The 15,322-nt window shown below is 67.8% G+C and carries 16 protein-coding genes; 11 read left to right on the forward strand and 5 right to left on the reverse strand.

Going from position 1 to position 15,322, the window contains the following annotated elements; all coding sequences use genetic code 11:
* Positions 1-36: 36 nt before the first annotated feature.
* The 4 genes from C5B96_RS02215 (at position 37) to C5B96_RS02230 (ending at position 2,780) form a co-directional block, all read left to right on the forward strand.
* Positions 37-588: a GNAT family N-acetyltransferase gene (locus tag C5B96_RS02215; RefSeq protein ID WP_233188943.1), complete on the forward strand. Its 552-nt coding sequence runs from the start codon at positions 37-39 to the stop codon at positions 586-588.
* Positions 589-704: 116 nt separating this feature from the next.
* Complete coding sequence (tsaD, locus tag C5B96_RS02220; RefSeq protein WP_233188947.1) at positions 705-1,742, forward strand: tRNA (adenosine(37)-N6)-threonylcarbamoyltransferase complex transferase subunit TsaD; 1,038 nt, start codon at positions 705-707, stop codon at positions 1,740-1,742.
* Positions 1,743-1,814: 72 nt separating this feature from the next.
* Positions 1,815-2,093, forward strand: coding sequence for a DUF4190 domain-containing protein (locus C5B96_RS02225; protein WP_104242539.1), 279 nt, complete (start codon positions 1,815-1,817; stop codon positions 2,091-2,093).
* A gap of 93 nt (positions 2,094-2,186) precedes the next feature.
* Positions 2,187-2,780: a DUF4190 domain-containing protein gene (locus C5B96_RS02230; RefSeq protein WP_104242541.1), complete on the forward strand. Its 594-nt coding sequence runs from the start codon at positions 2,187-2,189 to the stop codon at positions 2,778-2,780.
* A gap of 153 nt (positions 2,781-2,933) precedes the next feature.
* Here the strand turns inward: C5B96_RS02230 and C5B96_RS02235 are convergent, their stop codons facing one another.
* Entirely contained in the window at positions 2,934-4,124 is a 1,191-nt protein-coding gene (locus C5B96_RS02235) for a class I SAM-dependent methyltransferase (RefSeq protein ID WP_104242543.1), read from the reverse strand.
* Positions 4,125-4,265: 141 nt separating this feature from the next.
* Between C5B96_RS02235 and groES the strand changes: the two genes are divergently transcribed.
* The 4 genes from groES to C5B96_RS17025 all read left to right on the forward strand — a co-directional run bounded on the left by groES (position 4,266) and on the right by C5B96_RS17025 (position 7,551).
* The gene (gene groES / locus C5B96_RS02240; protein ID WP_104242545.1) at positions 4,266-4,562 is read left to right on the forward strand and encodes a co-chaperone GroES; all 297 of its coding nucleotides are present in this window, start codon (positions 4,266-4,268) and stop codon (positions 4,560-4,562) included.
* Positions 4,562-5,551: an EamA family transporter RarD gene (rarD, locus tag C5B96_RS02245; RefSeq protein ID WP_104242547.1), complete on the forward strand. Its 990-nt coding sequence runs from the start codon at positions 4,562-4,564 to the stop codon at positions 5,549-5,551. The genes groES and rarD overlap by 1 nt, the downstream gene beginning before the upstream one ends.
* An 86-nt stretch (positions 5,552-5,637) precedes the next feature.
* Positions 5,638-6,969: an ABC transporter substrate-binding protein gene (locus C5B96_RS02250; RefSeq protein ID WP_104242549.1), complete on the forward strand. Its 1,332-nt coding sequence runs from the start codon at positions 5,638-5,640 to the stop codon at positions 6,967-6,969.
* A 141-nt stretch (positions 6,970-7,110) separates the two neighbouring features.
* Positions 7,111-7,551, forward strand: a complete 441-nt coding sequence (locus tag C5B96_RS17025; RefSeq protein ID WP_146078063.1) for a hypothetical protein — start codon at positions 7,111-7,113, stop codon at positions 7,549-7,551.
* 119 nt (positions 7,552-7,670) lie between these two features.
* Here the strand turns inward: C5B96_RS17025 and C5B96_RS02255 are convergent, their stop codons facing one another.
* Genes C5B96_RS02255 through C5B96_RS02270 form a run of 4 tightly spaced genes read right to left on the reverse strand, consistent with a single transcriptional unit; the run spans position 7,671 to position 11,763 of the window.
* Entirely contained in the window at positions 7,671-8,453 is a 783-nt protein-coding gene (locus C5B96_RS02255; RefSeq protein WP_104242551.1) for an ABC transporter ATP-binding protein, read from the reverse strand.
* Between the two features lie 2 nt (positions 8,454-8,455).
* Positions 8,456-9,445 (reverse strand): ABC transporter ATP-binding protein, encoded by a 990-nt coding sequence (locus C5B96_RS02260; protein ID WP_104242553.1) that lies wholly within the window; start codon positions 9,443-9,445, stop codon positions 8,456-8,458.
* Positions 9,435-10,424 carry a branched-chain amino acid ABC transporter permease gene (locus C5B96_RS02265; protein ID WP_104242555.1) on the reverse strand — a complete coding sequence of 330 codons (990 nt, stop codon included), beginning with the start codon at positions 10,422-10,424 and terminating at the stop codon, positions 9,435-9,437. Before C5B96_RS02265 ends, C5B96_RS02260 begins: the two co-directional genes overlap by 11 nt.
* Before the next feature lie 13 nt (positions 10,425-10,437).
* Positions 10,438-11,763, reverse strand: coding sequence for a branched-chain amino acid ABC transporter permease (locus tag C5B96_RS02270; protein WP_104242583.1), 1,326 nt, complete (start codon positions 11,761-11,763; stop codon positions 10,438-10,440).
* Between the two features lie 249 nt (positions 11,764-12,012).
* Between C5B96_RS02270 and guaB the strand changes: the two genes are divergently transcribed.
* The 3 genes from guaB to C5B96_RS02285 all read left to right on the forward strand — a co-directional run bounded on the left by guaB (position 12,013) and on the right by C5B96_RS02285 (position 15,321).
* A complete protein-coding gene (gene guaB, locus C5B96_RS02275) occupies positions 12,013-13,515 on the forward strand; it encodes an IMP dehydrogenase (protein WP_104242557.1) in 1,503 nt (500 codons plus the stop codon).
* Between the two features lie 28 nt (positions 13,516-13,543).
* On the forward strand, positions 13,544-14,662 hold the full coding sequence (locus tag C5B96_RS02280; protein ID WP_104242559.1) for a GuaB3 family IMP dehydrogenase-related protein: 1,119 nt from the start codon (positions 13,544-13,546) through the stop codon (positions 14,660-14,662).
* Positions 14,663-14,790: 128 nt separating this feature from the next.
* On the forward strand, positions 14,791-15,321 hold the full coding sequence (locus tag C5B96_RS02285) for a cation:proton antiporter regulatory subunit (protein WP_104242561.1): 531 nt from the start codon (positions 14,791-14,793) through the stop codon (positions 15,319-15,321).
* The last annotated feature ends 1 nt before the right edge of the window (position 15,322 follow it).

A 15,322-nucleotide genomic window follows, 5' to 3' on the forward strand; every position in this document is an offset into this window, starting at 1 on the left:
GAGAGTGACGCAGTGGGCGGCGCAGACAGTGGCGCAGTGAGTGGTGCCGTGAGTGGCGCGGCAGAGCGCGCGGAGGAGTTCGTGCTGCGGGTGGCGGGGCCGAACGATGTCGACGCGATCATGGCGCTCGAGACGGCGACCTTCGAGAACGACGCGTGGTCGCGGGCGATGATGCTCGGCGATCTGTCGCAGCCGTACTGCTACTACCTGGTCGCCACCGCCGCGACGGGCAGCGCGCCGGGCGACGCGCCGGGCGTTGCGCCGGGCGACGCGCCGGCGCTCGCGGGGTACGCGGGGCTGATGAGCCCGCGGGGAGCGGCGGATGCCGACATCCAGACGATCGCCGTGGCTCCGGATGCCCGGCGGCGCGGGCTTGGGCGAACGCTCATGACCGCACTGATCGCCGAGGCGGTGGCGCGGGGCGCGCGCCGGGTCTTCCTCGAGGTGCGGGCCGACAACCCGGGAGCGCAGACGCTCTACGACGCGCTGGGCTTCTCGCCGATCGGAGTGCGCCGCGGGTACTACCAGCCCGACGACGTCGACGCCGTGGTGATGCGACTCGACCTGCCGGCCGGAGGTGCCGCATGACAGACACAGGTGCAGTGACAGGTGCAACCGCCGCTGCGGCCGCCGACACGGCCCCGGCCGCAACCGCCGCTGCGGTTGCTGACAAAGCCACGGCCCCGGCCGCCCGCGAACCCGTCGTGCTCGGCATCGAGACATCCTGTGACGAGACAGGCGTCGGCATCGTGCGCGGTACCACCCTGCTGGCAAACGTGATCGCCTCGTCGATGGACGAGCATGCGCGCTACGGCGGTGTCGTCCCCGAGATCGCCGCACGGGCTCATCTCGAGGCGCTGACCCCGACCATCCACTCGGCCCTCGCCGAAGCGGAGCTGACCTTCGACGACATCGACGCCATCGCCGTCACCTGCGGGCCCGGGCTCTCTGGCGCTCTGATGGTGGGAGTGGCGGCCGCGAAGGCCCTCGCTCTCTCGACCGGCACGCCGCTGTACGCGGTCAACCACCTCGTGGGGCATGTCGGCGTCGACCTGGTGACGCCGGATTCCGAGCCGCTCGAGTACCCGACCGTCGCGCTGCTGGTGTCGGGCGGGCACACCTCCCTGCTGCTCGTGCGCGACCTGGTCGGCGACGTCGAACTGCTCGGCGAGACAATCGACGATGCGGCCGGCGAGGCATTCGACAAGGTGGCGCGGGTGCTCGGACTGCCCTACCCGGGCGGCCCGCAGATCGACAGGGTCGCCGTCGGTGGCAACCCCAAGGCCATCCGGTTCCCCCGCGGGCTCAGCCTGCCGAAAGACCGCGAGAAGCACCGCTACGACTTCTCGTTCTCGGGGTTGAAGACTGCCGTGGCGCGCTGGGTCGAGGCGCGCGGCGACCGGGGTGAGGAGATTCCGGTGGCGGATGTCGCGGCGAGCTTCCGCGAAGCGGTCGCCGACGTGCTCGTGACGAAGGCGCTGGCCGCCTGCGCCGACCTCGGGGTACCGCGGCTGCTGCTCGGCGGTGGCGTCGTGGCGAACGCCCGGGTGCGCGAACTCGCCGAGGAGCGGGCGGATGCCGCGGGCGTCGCGCTGCGCATTCCGCCGCTGTCGCTCTGCACCGACAACGGCGCGATGATCGCGGCGCTCGGGGCGCAGCTGGTCATGCGCGGCCACGCACCGTCGGGTCTCGATTTCGGAGCGGACTCCACGCTGCCGGTCACCGACATCCAGGTGGCGTAGCCCGGAGTCACGCGCGTTGACACCCGTTCGGGATGACTGCCACTATGGGCACCGACAAAGGAGCCCATCGCCATGACCACACCTGCCTCATACTCCGCCAGTGGAGCGCCAGCCCGCCGCACCAACGTGCTCTCGATCGTGGCCCTCGTGGTGTCGATCGTCGGCTTCACGATCATCGGCATCGTGCTCGGCTTCGTCGGCCTGAACCAGATCAAGCGCACCGGCGAGGGCGGGCGTGGCCTGGCGATCGCGGCGATCATCATCGGTTTCGTCGAGCTGGCGCTGCTGATCATCTACATCATCTTCGTGATCGCCGTGGTGGGTGCCTCGTCGGTCTCGAGCAGCTACTGACCGGTTCGTCGACCCGGCCCGGCCACGACTGACCGCTAGGCTCGACAGAGTCCTCCAGCACCGAAGACCGAACAAGCGGAAGGAACGCTCACCATGACCGATCCCCAGAACCCGAGCGGCGACAACGCCGCGAACCCGGCTGTGCCGCCCGTCTCGGGCTCCGACACGCCGCCTCCGGCGCCCACCCCGGCCGAAGTGCCGGGCCCGCCCGCACCGCCGGCCCCGCCGACCGCGCCGCCCGCCGCGCCGAGCTACAGTGCACCGAGCGCGCCGAACTACGGAGCGCCGAGCACCCCGAACTACGGCGCACCGAGCGCACCCGGTGGCCCCTCGTACGGCGCACCCGGGGCGCCCGCTGCCCCCGGGTACGGCGCTCCCGCCGCCTACGGCGCGCCGGGCGCGAGCAAGCCGACGCCCGTGCTCAGCCTCATCGGCATGATCGCGGCCATCCTCGGCATTCTGATCTCGGCGTTCAGCATCGGTATCGGCGGGTTCATCTTCTCCGTCGGCGGTGTGGTGCTCGGCTTCATCGGCCGCCGCAAGGAGCCGACGGCGAAGGGGTTCTGGCTGACCGCGATCATCGTGGGCTTCGTCGGCATCCTGCTGTCGATCGTGCTGATCATCGGCTTCGTCGTGCTCATCGCGATGGGCATCAACGACAACAACTCGTCGTACTACTCGTACTGAGGCGTACTACTCGTACAGAGTCGTCTCAGAGAGGGCGTCGGGCTTCGGCTCGGCGCCCTCTCCGCGTGCGGGGCTGGGTCTGCCCGGTCAGCCCAGCCGGTCGGCCCGCTCAGCCCAGCCGGTCGGCCCGCTCAGCCCAGCCGGTCGGCCCGCTCAGCCCAGCCGGTCGGCGAGAATCGCCGCGTGCCGACCCGCGAGCCGCGTCACGAACAGCGTCGCCTCGGCGTCGCCCTGCAGCGCGAGCTTCGGCCGGAGCGCCGCCGGGTCGACGTCGACCCCGCGCTTCTTGATCTCGAGCCGCCCGATACCGAGCGCGCGCAGCCGCTTCTTCAGCGCACCGACGCTGAAGGGCAGCACCTCTCGAACCCGGAACGCGGAGGCGAACGGCGTCTCGACGAGCGCGTCGGCTGTCAGGTAGGCGATCTGCTCCGTCACCATGCGTGCGTCGATGCGGCGGGCGAGGTCGCCGATCAGGCGGGCCCGGATGACGCTGCCATCGGGCTCGTAGAGGTACTCGCCGAGCGCCCCCGCCTCCACATCGGGCGAGTCCGCCGCGGCGGTGAGCTCATTCGTTCGCCCGTTCGCGATCACGAGTGCCGAGCGGTGGATGCCCGGCCGCGCCAGCGCTCCGAACCACAGCCCGGTCTCGACCACACTGCCGTCGACCGACACCCACTGCGCCTCGGCGTTCTGCGGCAGCAGTTCGCGATCGAGGCCCGGGCCGAGCTTGACGCCCACGGGCATCCGCCCAGCCGTCTCGAAGACATGGCCGAGCGACGGCGTGTAGTCATCGGGATCGGTCAGCCGCGCCGTGTTGCTGTGGCCCGCCGTTCGGCGCGCGGGGTCGAAGTAGACCGCGTCGACCCGGGAGGTGTCGAAGGCCTCGGCCTCGCCGAGCTCGACCGTCGCCGTGTCGAAGGGGGCGAGATTGTAGGAGGCCAGGGCTGCTGTCACCTCGTCGCGGTCGACGGCGACCACTTCGAGGCCGAGGCCCGCGAAGGCGAGGGCGTCGCCTCCGATGCCACAGCCGAGGTCGGCGACCCGCTCGATGCCCGCTGCACGGAACCGCCCGGCGTGCAGGGCGGCGACGTTCAGCCGGGTGGCCTGTTCCAGCCCGGCGGCGGTGAAGAGCATCCGGTCGGCGAAGTCACCGAACTTGACGGTCGCGCGCGCCCGGAGGCGGGCCTGCGTCATGACCGCTCCGACCAGGTCGACCGGGTGGCCCTGCTTCCGCAGATCGGCGACAGACCGCACGATGTCGGCCCCGTTCGTGTAGGGCGGGAGAGAGTCGAGGAGGTTCAGGCCCTCAGCTGTCATCAGCACGTCGAGCTCGGATCTCTGCATGCGCCAAGTTTAGGCGGGGCCGGGCTGCGGGCTGGCACTCAGGTTGACCGAGTGCCAGCAGCACCCCTAAAGTGGAGTTAGCACTCTCAGTGTGAGTGTGCCAAAAAATTGACTTTGAACCGAAGAAAGAAGAGGTCAACTGTGTCGGTCTCCATCAAGCCGCTCGAGGATCGCATCGTTATCAAGCAGGTCGAAGCAGAGACGACCACTGCTTCCGGTCTCGTCATTCCTGACACGGCCAAAGAGAAGCCGCAGGAGGGCGTCGTCGAGGCTGTCGGCCCCGGCCGCATCGACGACAACGGCAACCGCGTGCCGCTCGACGTGAGCGTCGGCGACAAGGTTCTCTACTCGAAGTACGGCGGAACCGAGGTCAAGTACGACGGCGAAGAGTACCTCGTGCTGTCGGCCCGCGACGTTCTGGCTGTTATCGTTCGTTAGTGAGTTCCAGTTCTCCTGAAAAGCCCGGGCCGAGTCGGTCCGGGCTTTTCTATGCCCTCGGGGCCTATCTCGTCTGGGGCCTTCTCCCGCTCTACTTCCTTCTGCTGGTGCCGGCGAGTGCGTTCGAGATCGTCGCCTGGCGGGTGGTCTGGGCGCTCGTCGTCTGCGCGCTGCTGCTGACCGTGCTGCGCGGCTGGTCGAGGTTCTTCGCGGTCTTCCGCCAGCCGCGGCTCGTTCTGGTGATGGGCCTGGCCGGCGTTCTCATCTACATCAACTGGCAGACCTATGTCATCGCCAGCACCGGCGGGCAGATCCTCGAAGCGTCGCTCGGCTACTTCATCAACCCGATCGTCACGATTCTGCTCGGCGTGTTCATCCTGCGGGAGCGGCTGCGGATGCTGCAGTGGGCCAGCCTCGCGATCAGCCTCGTCGCCGTGGTGGTGTTGACCATCGGGTACGGCGCCATCCCGTGGATCTCGCTCATCCTCGCCGGGTCGTTCGGGCTGTACGGATTGGTGAAGAAGCAGGTCGGGCCGCGCATCGACGCGCTCGACGGGTTGACGCTGGAGTCGCTCTGGCTGTTCCCGTTCATGGTGGTCCAGCTGGCCGTGGTCGGAGCCACCACCGGCATCTCCTTCGGGGCGCTCGGCTTCTGGCATGCCGCCGGGTTGATCGGCGCGGGAGTCGTGACGGCCGTTCCGCTGCTGCTGTTCGCGTCGGCCTCGAAGCGGCTGCCGCTCGTCTTCATCGGCTTCGTGCAGTACCTGACGCCCATCCTGCAGTTCGTCGTCGGCGTGTTCCTGCTCGGCGAACCGATGCCGCCCGAGCGCCTCGCGGGGTTCGCGATCGTGTGGCTGGCGCTCATCGTGCTCAGCGTCGACCTGGTGCGCGCCGGTCGTGCGGGCCGCGCCGGTCGCGCCGGTCGTGCCCGGTCACGAAATGCTAACAATCTCTTATCAGACCGTTCAGAAAACATCCTCGAAACATAAGAACCCTAGGTTTGACCCTAATGAACGCGAGGGGCCGTCGCTGTGGTGGCCCGGAATTCGCGAGCACTATGAAAGGGTTCAACAGGATGATCAAATCCAAGAGTGCCCTCCGGACGTCCGTTCTGGCCGGAGCAGGCATCATTGCCATCATGCTCTCCGGCTGTGCCTCCGGTGGCAGCACGACTTCTTCGACCTCCTCCGCACCGGCGTCAGCCGCGGCGACGTCGGCAGACTGCGCGAGCGACGCGACCACGAGCAGCAACCTCGTCGTCGGTACGATCCTCCCCGTCACGGGAACGCTCGCCTACCTCAACCCGCCAGAGCAGGCGGGCGTCGGTCTGGCCGTCTCCGACATCAACGCCGCCGGTGGCGTCGACGGCAAGCCGGCCTGTGTCGTCGCAACCGACTCCGGCGACTCGACCGACCTCAGCGTCTCGACCGCCAGCGCCCAGAAGCTGATCGCCGCGAAGGTCTCGGTCGCCATCGGTGCCGCGTCCTCCAGCGTCTCGCTGAACGTCGTCGACGCATTCGCCTCGGCGCAGATCACCCAGATCTCGGGTGCCAACACGTCGGCGAAGCTGAGCGGCTACGGCCCCTACTACTTCCGTCTGGCTCCGCCGGACTCGGTGCAGGGCTCGGCGCTCGGTTCGCTGATCACGGGTGACGGCAACTCGAACGTCGCCTTCCTCGTCTTCAACGACTCCTACGGCACCGGTCTCCGCGACTTCACGCAGGCATCGATCGAAGCCTCGGGTGGAACCGTCGTCTACGGCGGCAAGGGCTCTGGCCAGGAGTTCCCTCCCGGCCAGACCACGTTCTCGGCCGAGGTGACGGCGGCTCTGGCCTCCAAGCCCGACGCGATCGTCATCCTCGCATTCGACGAGACCAAGTCGATCATCCCCGAGCTCGTCGCCCAGGGCTGGACGATGCCGAAGACCTACCTGTCGGACGGCAACACGTCGGACTACAGCAAGGACTTCCAGTCCGGCACGCTGACCGACGTTCAGGGAACCATCCCGGGCGCGACGCCGAACGATGAGTTCCGCACGCAGCTCGTCGACTGGTACAAGGGTGCTGAGGGCGCTGACCTGAAGGACTTCGCCTACGGCCCCGAGTCGTACGACGCGACCATCCTGACCGCCCTGGCGGCCCTGAAGGCCAAGTCGAACGTGTCGGCAGACCTGAACAAGGAACTGCTCGCTGTCTCCGGCAAGAACGGCGGAGAGAAGTGCGACAGCTACGCTGCCTGCGCGCCTCTCGTCTCGGCCGGCAAGGAGATCCAGTACACCGGCCAGGCCGGCACCGGCCCGCTCAACGACAAGAACGAGCCCTCCAGCGCGTTCATCGGCATCTACAAGTTCAACGCTGACAACACGTACACGTTCCAGTCGGCCATCGAGGGGCAGACCTCCTACTAAGGAGTAGCACTCTCACACCGAGAAGCCCCCGCCCGGTTCGCCGGTCGGGGGCTTCTTCGTGCGCCCGGCCGCCCGTGAGTCTGCTGCTCTCGGCAGACGGATGGGAGGATGCACAAGACGACGGTGTTATATACTCGAGATATGCTCAGTGAATTTTCGGTTGTTTCCGACATTCGACGACGAGGCGGGATTCACTTCAAAGACTGGCAAGTCGACGGGGTGTCGCTCCGCACCTGGATCGACAACCGAACCGGCCGTACGAATGTGTGGGACATCGTAGGCCTGCCGGACTACGAGCCTCTAGCACAGCGTATGGTCGAAGTGTTGCGACGCCGAAGCAGTGCTGAGTTGCCCTCTGGGCGTGCTGTGCTCTACCGCTGCCCAGAGTGTCTGGATATCGGGTGTGGAGCATTCGCAGTTCGGGTCACGAGGCGTGGCGACGAGATAGTCTGGTCGGACTTCACTTGGGAGACCGACTGCGAACCTGTTCCGCCGGGCGGCGGCGGTGAGTTCGCACTGTTGCCCGAGATTCACTTCACGGCCGCCCAATACGACGCCGAGCTTCGCAAGTCCGCGCACTGACGCGCAACCCTGGCCGGGGGCGACGTCGAACGGCGACCACAGAAAGGCCCCGCCGCCGGATGACCGGGGCCGGGGCCTTTCGGGGTGCGGAGGCGCAGCGCAGAGCGGGCAGCGTGGTTCTAGATGACGCCGGGGGCGTTCGCGCCCGTCTCGCCCTCGACGTCTTTCGCGAGGGTGCCGAGGTAGAGCTCGATCACCTTCGGGTCGTCGGCGAGCTCTCGGCCGGTGCCGGTGTAGGCGTTCCGGCCCTGGTCGAGCACGTAGCCGCGGTCGCAGATCTGCAGGCAGCGGCGGGCGTTCTGCTCCACCATGATGATCGACACGCCCGTCTTGTTGATGCGGCGGGTGCGGATGAACGTCTCATCCTGGCGCACGGGGGAGAGGCCTGCGGAGGGCTCGTCGAGCAGCAGCACAGACGGGTCCATCATCAGTGCACGGGCCATCGCGACCGACTGGCGCTCACCACCGGAGAGCGACCCTGCGCGCTGCTGCCGGCGATCGGCCAGCACCGGGAACAGGTCGAAGATGGCCTCGAGGCGCTCCTTCAGCAGCTTGGGTCGCAGGAACAGCCCCATCTGAAGGTTCTCCTCGATCGTCAGCGACGGGAAGACGTTGTTGTTCTGCGGCACGAAGCCGACGCCGGCCTGCACGAGCTTGTTGGCCTTGTAGCCGGTGATGTCCTCGCCCTTCAGCGTGACGGAGCCCGAGCGCACGTTGACGAGGCCGAAGAGCGCCTTCAGCAGGGTCGACTTGCCGGCGCCGTTCGGGCCGATGATGCCGATCAGCTCGCCCGGGTAGACGTCGAGGTTGCAGCCGTTCAGGATGTTGATGCCCGGAAGGTAGCCGGCGACCAGGTCGGTCGCCTGCATCACGGGAACGCGGGTCTCGGTCGAATCGGCCATGTCTAGGCTTTACCCTCTTCTGCAGTGACTTCGGCGGCAAGTTCTTCGGCGACCTCGTCGGTGAGCAGCGAGTCGTCACCGAGATCGGTGTTGTGGTGCGCTCCGAGGTAGGCGTCGATGACGGCCGGGTCGTCCATCACGGTGCCCGACGGGCCCTCCGCGACGACCTTGCCCTCGGCCATGACCACGACCCAGTCGGAGATGTGGCGCACCATGTGCATGTCGTGCTCGACGAAGAGCACGGTCATCCCGTCGTCTCTCAGCGCCTGGATGTGGCCGAGCAGGGACTGCGTCAGCGCGGGGTTCACCCCGGCCATCGGCTCGTCGAGCATGATCATCACGGGGTCGCTCATCAGGGCGCGGGCCATCTCGAGCAGCTTCTTCTGGCCGCCCGACAGGCTGCCGGCCATGTCGTCCTTCTTCTCGAGCAGTTTGAAGCGTGCCAGCAGCTCCTCGGCCTTGGCCGTGATCTCCGCCTCGCGCTTGGCCCAGAGCGGCTTGACGATGGCGACGAGCAGGTTCTCGCCGGGCTGGTCCTTCGCGCCGAGGCGCATGTTCTCGAGAACGGTGAGCTTCGAGAGCGCCTTCGTCAGCTGGAAGGTGCGCACCATGCCCTTCTTGGCGACCTTGGTCGCCCCGATGTTGCCCACCTCGTTGCCGTTGAACGACGACTTGGCCGCCTCGCCCGCCTTCGGCCCGCCGATCAGCTTCGGCGCCGAGCTCGGCTTGTCGAAGCCGGTGATGAGGTTGAAGAACGTGGTCTTGCCGGCACCGTTCGGGCCGATGAGGGCCGTGATGATGCCGCGCTGCACCTCGAGGTGCTGCACGTCGACGGCCGTCATGCCGCCGAAGCGGCGGGTGACATGGTCGACGGTCAGGATCGGGTCGGGCTTGGCCACCCCGGGGGTGGGGGAGACGCCGGCGACGCTCGCCTTGGCGGCCGCTCCCGCCGCGGTGATGGTGCTGGTGGTGGTGGGTACGTCACTTGACATCGAAGCTCAGCTCCTTCTTGTTGCCGAGGATTCCCTGCGGTCTGAAGATGACGACCAGCATCAGCGTGATGCCGATGACGATCCAGGCGAACTGCTCGGTCTGCTGGCCGTTCATGATGTTCGAGGGCACGAACTGGCCGGCGACACCCTGCACGAAGAGGCGGATCGCGAAGAAGACGATCGCCCCGAGCACCGGGCCGAACACCGTCGCAGCGCCACCCAGCAGTAGGGCGGTGAAGATGAAGTAGGTCATCGAGCGGCCCATGCTGTCGGCCTGGAGCGACGCCGGCAGGATGTAGACGATTCCGGCGATCGCACCGATCACGCCACCGAGGATGAGGGCCTGCATCTTGTAGCTGTAGACGTTCTTGCCGAGCGCGCGCACGGCATCCTCGTCTTCGCGGATGCCGCGGAGCACGCGGCCCCAGGGGCTCCGCATGATCGCCCAGACGAAGAGGCAGAGCAGCGCGACGACGAGCCAGGCGGTGGCGATGAACCACCAGCCGTTCGAGCCCGTCGCGTCGTAGCTCCACGGGCCGAAGTCGATGTGGCCGTCACCGAAGAATGACAGGTCGGTGAACGGGCCGCGGTACTCGTTGCCTGTGATGCCGTTCGAGCCGCCGGTGACGTTGGTCAGCAGCGAGGAGCGGCCGACCATCCGCACGATCTCCGCCGCCGACAGCGTGACGATCGCCAGGTAGTCGCCCCGCAGCTTCAGCGTGGGAATGCCGAGGATGAGCGCGAAGATCGTCGCTGCGACGAGCGCGATCAGCACGGCCAGGACGATCGGCAGCCCGCCGATGATCGAGATGGCGAACGCGTAGGCGCCGATCAGCATGAACCCGGCCTGGCCGAAGTTCAGCAGGCCGGTGTAGCCGAAGTGGATGTTGAGGCCTATCGCCGCAATAGCGAGGGCTGCCGTCTGCGGCGAGATCGCCGAGTTGAGAATCGAGGTCAGAGTGGTGAGAAATTGATCCATGAGTACAGCCCTTCTAACCGATGCGCTCTCGGCGCCCGAAGATGCCCTGCGGCCTGACGAGCAGCACGAGGATCAAGATGACGAGTGCCGTGGCGTACTTGAAGTCGCCCGGCAGAACGAGGTTCGTGAGCTCCACGACGAGGCCGATGATCATAGCGCCGGCGAGGGCGCCGAAGGCGGTACCGAGCCCGCCGAGGGTGATCGCGGCGAACATCAGCAGCAGCAGCTGCAGGCCGGTCTGCCAGTTGACGCCGTTCAGCACGAGGCCGAGCAGCACGCCCGAGAGGCCGGCGAGGGCTGCCGCCGACGTCCACACCAAGCGGATGATGCGGTCGACGTCGATGCCGGATGCCGCCGCCAGCGACGGGTTGTCTGAAACGGCGCGGGTGGCCCGGCCGATGCGCGTCTTGACCAGCACGAAGCCGACCAGCGCGATGATGACCACGGCGATACCCATCGAGATGAGCGACTGTGCAGAGAGCGTGACCGGCCCGAGCGCCACCGTCACCGGGTTCGCCTGGTCGATACGCACCGTGGATGCCCCCAGGAAGTACTGGAACGCGTACTGCAGCGCGATCGAGAGCCCGATGGTCACGATCATGAGCTGGGTCGTGCCCAGCCCCCGGCGCCGGAGGGGCTTCCAGATCAGCGCATCCTGGAAGTAGCCGGTCGCCGCACAGATCACGACGGAGATGATCGCAGCGAGGATCAGGTTCAGCCCCAGCACGTTCGCGAAGAGGTAGGCCAGCAGACCACCGAGGGTGACCTGCTCGCCGTGCGCGAAGTTCGACAGCCCCGTGGTTCCGAAGATCAGCGAGAGGCCGACGGCCGCGAGGGCGAGCAGCAGGCCGAGGCGGATGCCCGACACCAGCTGCTGCAGGAAGCGGTCGAACGTGATGCCCGTGCCAGCGGCCGCCGTCGGCGTCTGCGTGGTGGTGCCGTCGTCGGCGGTGGTTCCGCCCACGATCTTGAAGATGTATCCGGTGTTCTTGTTCAGGGCACCGGTGACGGTGGCCGGGTTCTTGGCGTTCGAGTCGAGAACGGCTCCGTCGGGGATCGTCGAGGTGTCGAGCTCGATCGTGTACGGGCCGGCGACGGTGATCGCCTGGCTCCACTTGCCGTCGTCGCCCGTGACAGCGACGGTGTCGAGGTCGGCGCCTGTGATGGCCAGTTCGATGCCGACGGCCGGGTCGCCGTTGGGGAGCTTGATCGTTCCCTGCAGGCAGCCGGTCGCGTCGTCGGTGGCGCACGGGGCGGCCGTCAGCGGCGGCGCGGTGGCGGCCTGGGCGGGGGAGGCGCCGAGACTCAGCGCCAGGATCACCCCGGTGAGAATCAGCATGATCGTCGCGATGAGTCGCCAGACTCTCACGCGGCCCTCGGGCCTTTGCGGCACGGTCAGTGTCGTCAAGTTTTTATTCCTCCGAGAGAGCGCGCATCGTTGGACGCTGCGGGTGAGTTGCAAGTGAGCTTACGTTATAGCGCGTTTGTGTCATGCGTGTTTCGGCTGGGCACGGAATAGCAGCGGTTATCGCTTCGTTAGAATTGGCACAACAGTAGAGATGTATCGAGTCGTGGGAGAAATGCAGTTATGGAACAGAACGATCCGTTCGGATTCATCGGCCTGACCTACGACGACGTGATGCTGCTGCCCGGCCACACCGACGTGATCCCGAGCGAGGCCGACACCACGTCGCGCCTCACCAAGCGCATCTCCCTCGCGGCTCCCCTTCTCTCGTCTGCGATGGACACGGTCACCGAGTCCCGCATGGCCATCGCGATGGCGCGCCAGGGCGGGTTCGGCGTCATCCACCGCAACCTCTCGATCGCCGATCAGGCCTCGAACGTCGACCAGGTGAAGCGCAGCGAGTCGGGCATGATCACCAACCCCGTCACGACCTCTCCCGACGCGACCGTCGCCGAGGCCGACCTGATCTGCGGCCAGTTCCGGGTCTCCGGTCTTCCGGTGGTGGATGCCGCGGGAATCCTCGTCGGCATCATCACCAACCGCGACATGCGTTTCGTCTCCGCCTGGGAGAAGAGCACGACGCTCGTGCGCGACGTCATGACGAAGGCGCCGCTCGTCACCGCCCCCGAGGGCATCGACCCCGACGGCGCGATCGCCATCTTCGCCCAGCACAAGATCGAGAAGCTGCCGCTCGTGGATGCGGCGGGGCACCTGCGCGGGCTCATCACGGTGAAGGACTTCGACAAGAGCGAGAAGTACCCGAACGCCACGAAAGACGACTCGGGCCGGCTGCGGGTCGGCGCCGCGATCGGCTTCTTCGGTGACGCGTGGGAGCGTGCGATGACGCTGGTGGATGCCGGGGTCGACGTTCTGGTGGTCGACACCGCCAACGGCGACAGCGCCGGCGTGCTCGAGATCGTGAAGCGCCTGAAGAGCGACCCCGCGGCATCCGGAGTCGACATCATCGGCGGTAACGTCGCCACCCGCTCGGGTGCGCAGGCCCTCATCGACGCGGGTGTCGACGCGATCAAGGTCGGAGTCGGGCCCGGCTCCATCTGCACCACGCGGGTCGTCGCCGGTGTGGGCGTGCCCCAGGTGACCGCGGTCTACGAGGCGTCTCTCGCGGCGCGTGAGACCGGTGTGCCGGTGATCGCCGACGGCGGGCTGCAGTACTCGGGCGACATCGCGAAGGCGCTGGTGGCCGGCGCCGACACCGTGATGCTCGGTTCTCTGCTGGCCGGCTGCGACGAGAGCCCGGGCGACCTCGTCTTCGTCAATGGCAAGCAGTTCAAGAGCTACCGGGGCATGGGTTCGCTCGGCGCCCTGCAGACGCGCGGCGAGAAGACGTCGTACTCGAAGGACCGCTACTTCCAGGCGGATGTGCCGACCGACGACAAGCTGATCCCCGAGGGCATCGAGGGCCAGGTGCCCTACCGCGGTGCGCTCTCGAACGTGGCGTACCAGCTGCTCGGCGGCCTCCGCCAGTCGATGTTCTACGTCGGTGCGCGGTCGGTCGAGGAACTGAAGGCCCGCGGCAAGTTCGTGCGCATCACGGCCGCCGGGCTGAAGGAGTCCCACCCGCACGACATCCAGATGGTGGTCGAGGCGCCGAACTACAGGCGCTGACTCTGCCCGGTAGGCTTGCCGGGTGAGTATGGAAAGAGAAATCGGCCGGTCCAAGCGCGGCCGCAGGGTCTACGCATTCGATGACATCGCGGTCGTTCCCTCGCGGCGCACCCGCGACCCGCACGACGTCTCGACGACGTGGAGCATCGACGCGTACCAGTTCGACATCCCCGTGCTCGCTGCCCCGATGGACTCGGTGGTCTCACCGGCGACCGCCATCGCGATCGGCCGCCTCGGTGGCCTCGGCGTGCTCGATCTCGAGGGCCTGTGGACGAGGTACGAAGACCCCGAGCCGCTGCTCGCCGAGATCCGGGAGCTGCCGGTCGGCGCCTCCACCGTGCGCATGCAGGAGATCTACGCGGAGCCCGTCAAGCCTGAGCTGGTGACGGCCCGCCTGGCGGAGATCCGGGCATCCGAGGTCACCGTCGCCGGCAGCCTCTCGCCGCAGCGCACCCAGGAGCTCTACGAGACGGTCGTCGCGGCCGGCGTCGACCTCTTCTTCATCAGGGGAACGACCGTCTCTGCCGAGCACGTCTCGAAGACCGTCGAACCCCTCAACCTCAAGAAGTTCATCTACGAGCTCGACGTTCCGGTCATCGTGGGCGGCGCCGCGACCTACACGGCCGCCCTGCATCTCATGCGCACCGGAGCTGCCGGCGTGCTCGTCGGGTTCGGCGGGGGAGCCGCGTCGACCACCCGGGCGACCCTCGGCATCCACGCGCCGATGGCGACGGCGGTGGCAGATGTGGCCGGCGCCCGCCGCGACTACCTCGACGAGTCGGGCGGCCGCTACGTGCACGTCATCGCCGACGGCGGCCTCGGCACCTCGGGCGACATCGTCAAGGCGATCTCCGTCGGGGCCGACGCCGTGATGCTCGGCACCGCCCTGGCGCGGGCGACGGATGCTCCGGGCGGCGGCTACCACTGGGGCGCCGAGGCGCACCACGCCCAGCTGCCGCGGGGCAACCGCGTGCACGTGGGGGCGGTCGCGCCGCTCGAACAGATTCTCTTCGGCCCGTCTCCGGTCGCCGACGGCACCGCGAACCTGATAGGGGCGCTCCGCCGGTCGATGGCGACGACGGGGTACTCCGACCTGAAGGAGTTCCAGCGCATCGAGGTCGTCGTCGCACCCTACGCTGCGCGTTGAGCGGCTGCTGCGTGACCGGGGCGGCCGCCCGCTGAGCGGCCCGGCCGCCCGCTGAGCGGCGGTCGGCCGACGGCCCGCGGGTAGACTGGAAGCTCGCAAACCAGCACGGCACACGAGGGAGATCAGCCATGGTCGACGTACGACGGGTCAAACTCCCGGGGGTGGGCGTGCTGCACACCTTCATCACCGACGACGGCGGCAAGGTCGGCGTCATCGCGCACCGTTCGGGCCACAGCGACCTCATCACCTTCGCCGACGAAGAAGACGGCGCAGAGTCGAACAAGGTCTCGCTGCGCCTCAGTGAAGACGAGGCGCACACCCTCGCCGAGCTGCTCGGCGGCACACAGATCACCGAGTCGCTGACGCAACTCGACCAAATTCCCGGCCTCTCGATCGACTGGTTCACCGTCGACTACGAAGACCACATCGCCGGCCAGGAGCTCGGCGATCCGGCCGACCGCGGCGTCGTGGGCGTCACGGTCGTCGCCGTCGTTCGGAACGGATCGGCGAACCCGGCGCCGGCCAGCGACTTCAAGGTCTTCCCCGGCGACACCCTGGTGGTGGCCGGCACGCCCGAGAAGGTGGCCAAGGTCTTCAACTTCTTCCGCAGCGGCCAGTACAGGGCCAAGAGCGCCGTCGACGCGCCGCCCGGAGGCTAGG

The organism is Subtercola sp. Z020, assembly GCF_002931235.1.
Classification (GTDB): domain Bacteria; phylum Actinomycetota; class Actinomycetes; order Actinomycetales; family Microbacteriaceae; genus Subtercola.

Coding starts and splice junctions, on each gene's coding strand:
- C5B96_RS02225 (WP_104242539.1), top strand. CDS start 1,815: ATGACCACACCTGCCTCATACTCCGCCAGTGGAGCGCCAGCCCGCCGC.
- C5B96_RS02230 (WP_104242541.1), top strand. CDS start 2,187: ATGACCGATCCCCAGAACCCGAGCGGCGACAACGCCGCGAACCCGGCT.
- C5B96_RS02235 (WP_104242543.1), bottom strand. CDS start 4,124: ATGCAGAGATCCGAGCTCGACGTGCTGATGACAGCTGAGGGCCTGAAC.
- C5B96_RS02250 (WP_104242549.1), top strand. CDS start 5,638: ATGATCAAATCCAAGAGTGCCCTCCGGACGTCCGTTCTGGCCGGAGCA.
- C5B96_RS17025 (WP_146078063.1), top strand. CDS start 7,111: ATGCTCAGTGAATTTTCGGTTGTTTCCGACATTCGACGACGAGGCGGG.
- C5B96_RS02255 (WP_104242551.1), bottom strand. CDS start 8,453: ATGGCCGATTCGACCGAGACCCGCGTTCCCGTGATGCAGGCGACCGAC.
- C5B96_RS02260 (WP_104242553.1), bottom strand. CDS start 9,445: ATGTCAAGTGACGTACCCACCACCACCAGCACCATCACCGCGGCGGGA.
- C5B96_RS02265 (WP_104242555.1), bottom strand. CDS start 10,424: ATGGATCAATTTCTCACCACTCTGACCTCGATTCTCAACTCGGCGATC.
- C5B96_RS02270 (WP_104242583.1), bottom strand. CDS start 11,763: ATGCTGATTCTCACCGGGGTGATCCTGGCGCTGAGTCTCGGCGCCTCC.
- guaB (WP_104242557.1), top strand. CDS start 12,013: ATGGAACAGAACGATCCGTTCGGATTCATCGGCCTGACCTACGACGAC.
- C5B96_RS02280 (WP_104242559.1), top strand. CDS start 13,544: ATGGAAAGAGAAATCGGCCGGTCCAAGCGCGGCCGCAGGGTCTACGCA.
- C5B96_RS02285 (WP_104242561.1), top strand. CDS start 14,791: ATGGTCGACGTACGACGGGTCAAACTCCCGGGGGTGGGCGTGCTGCAC.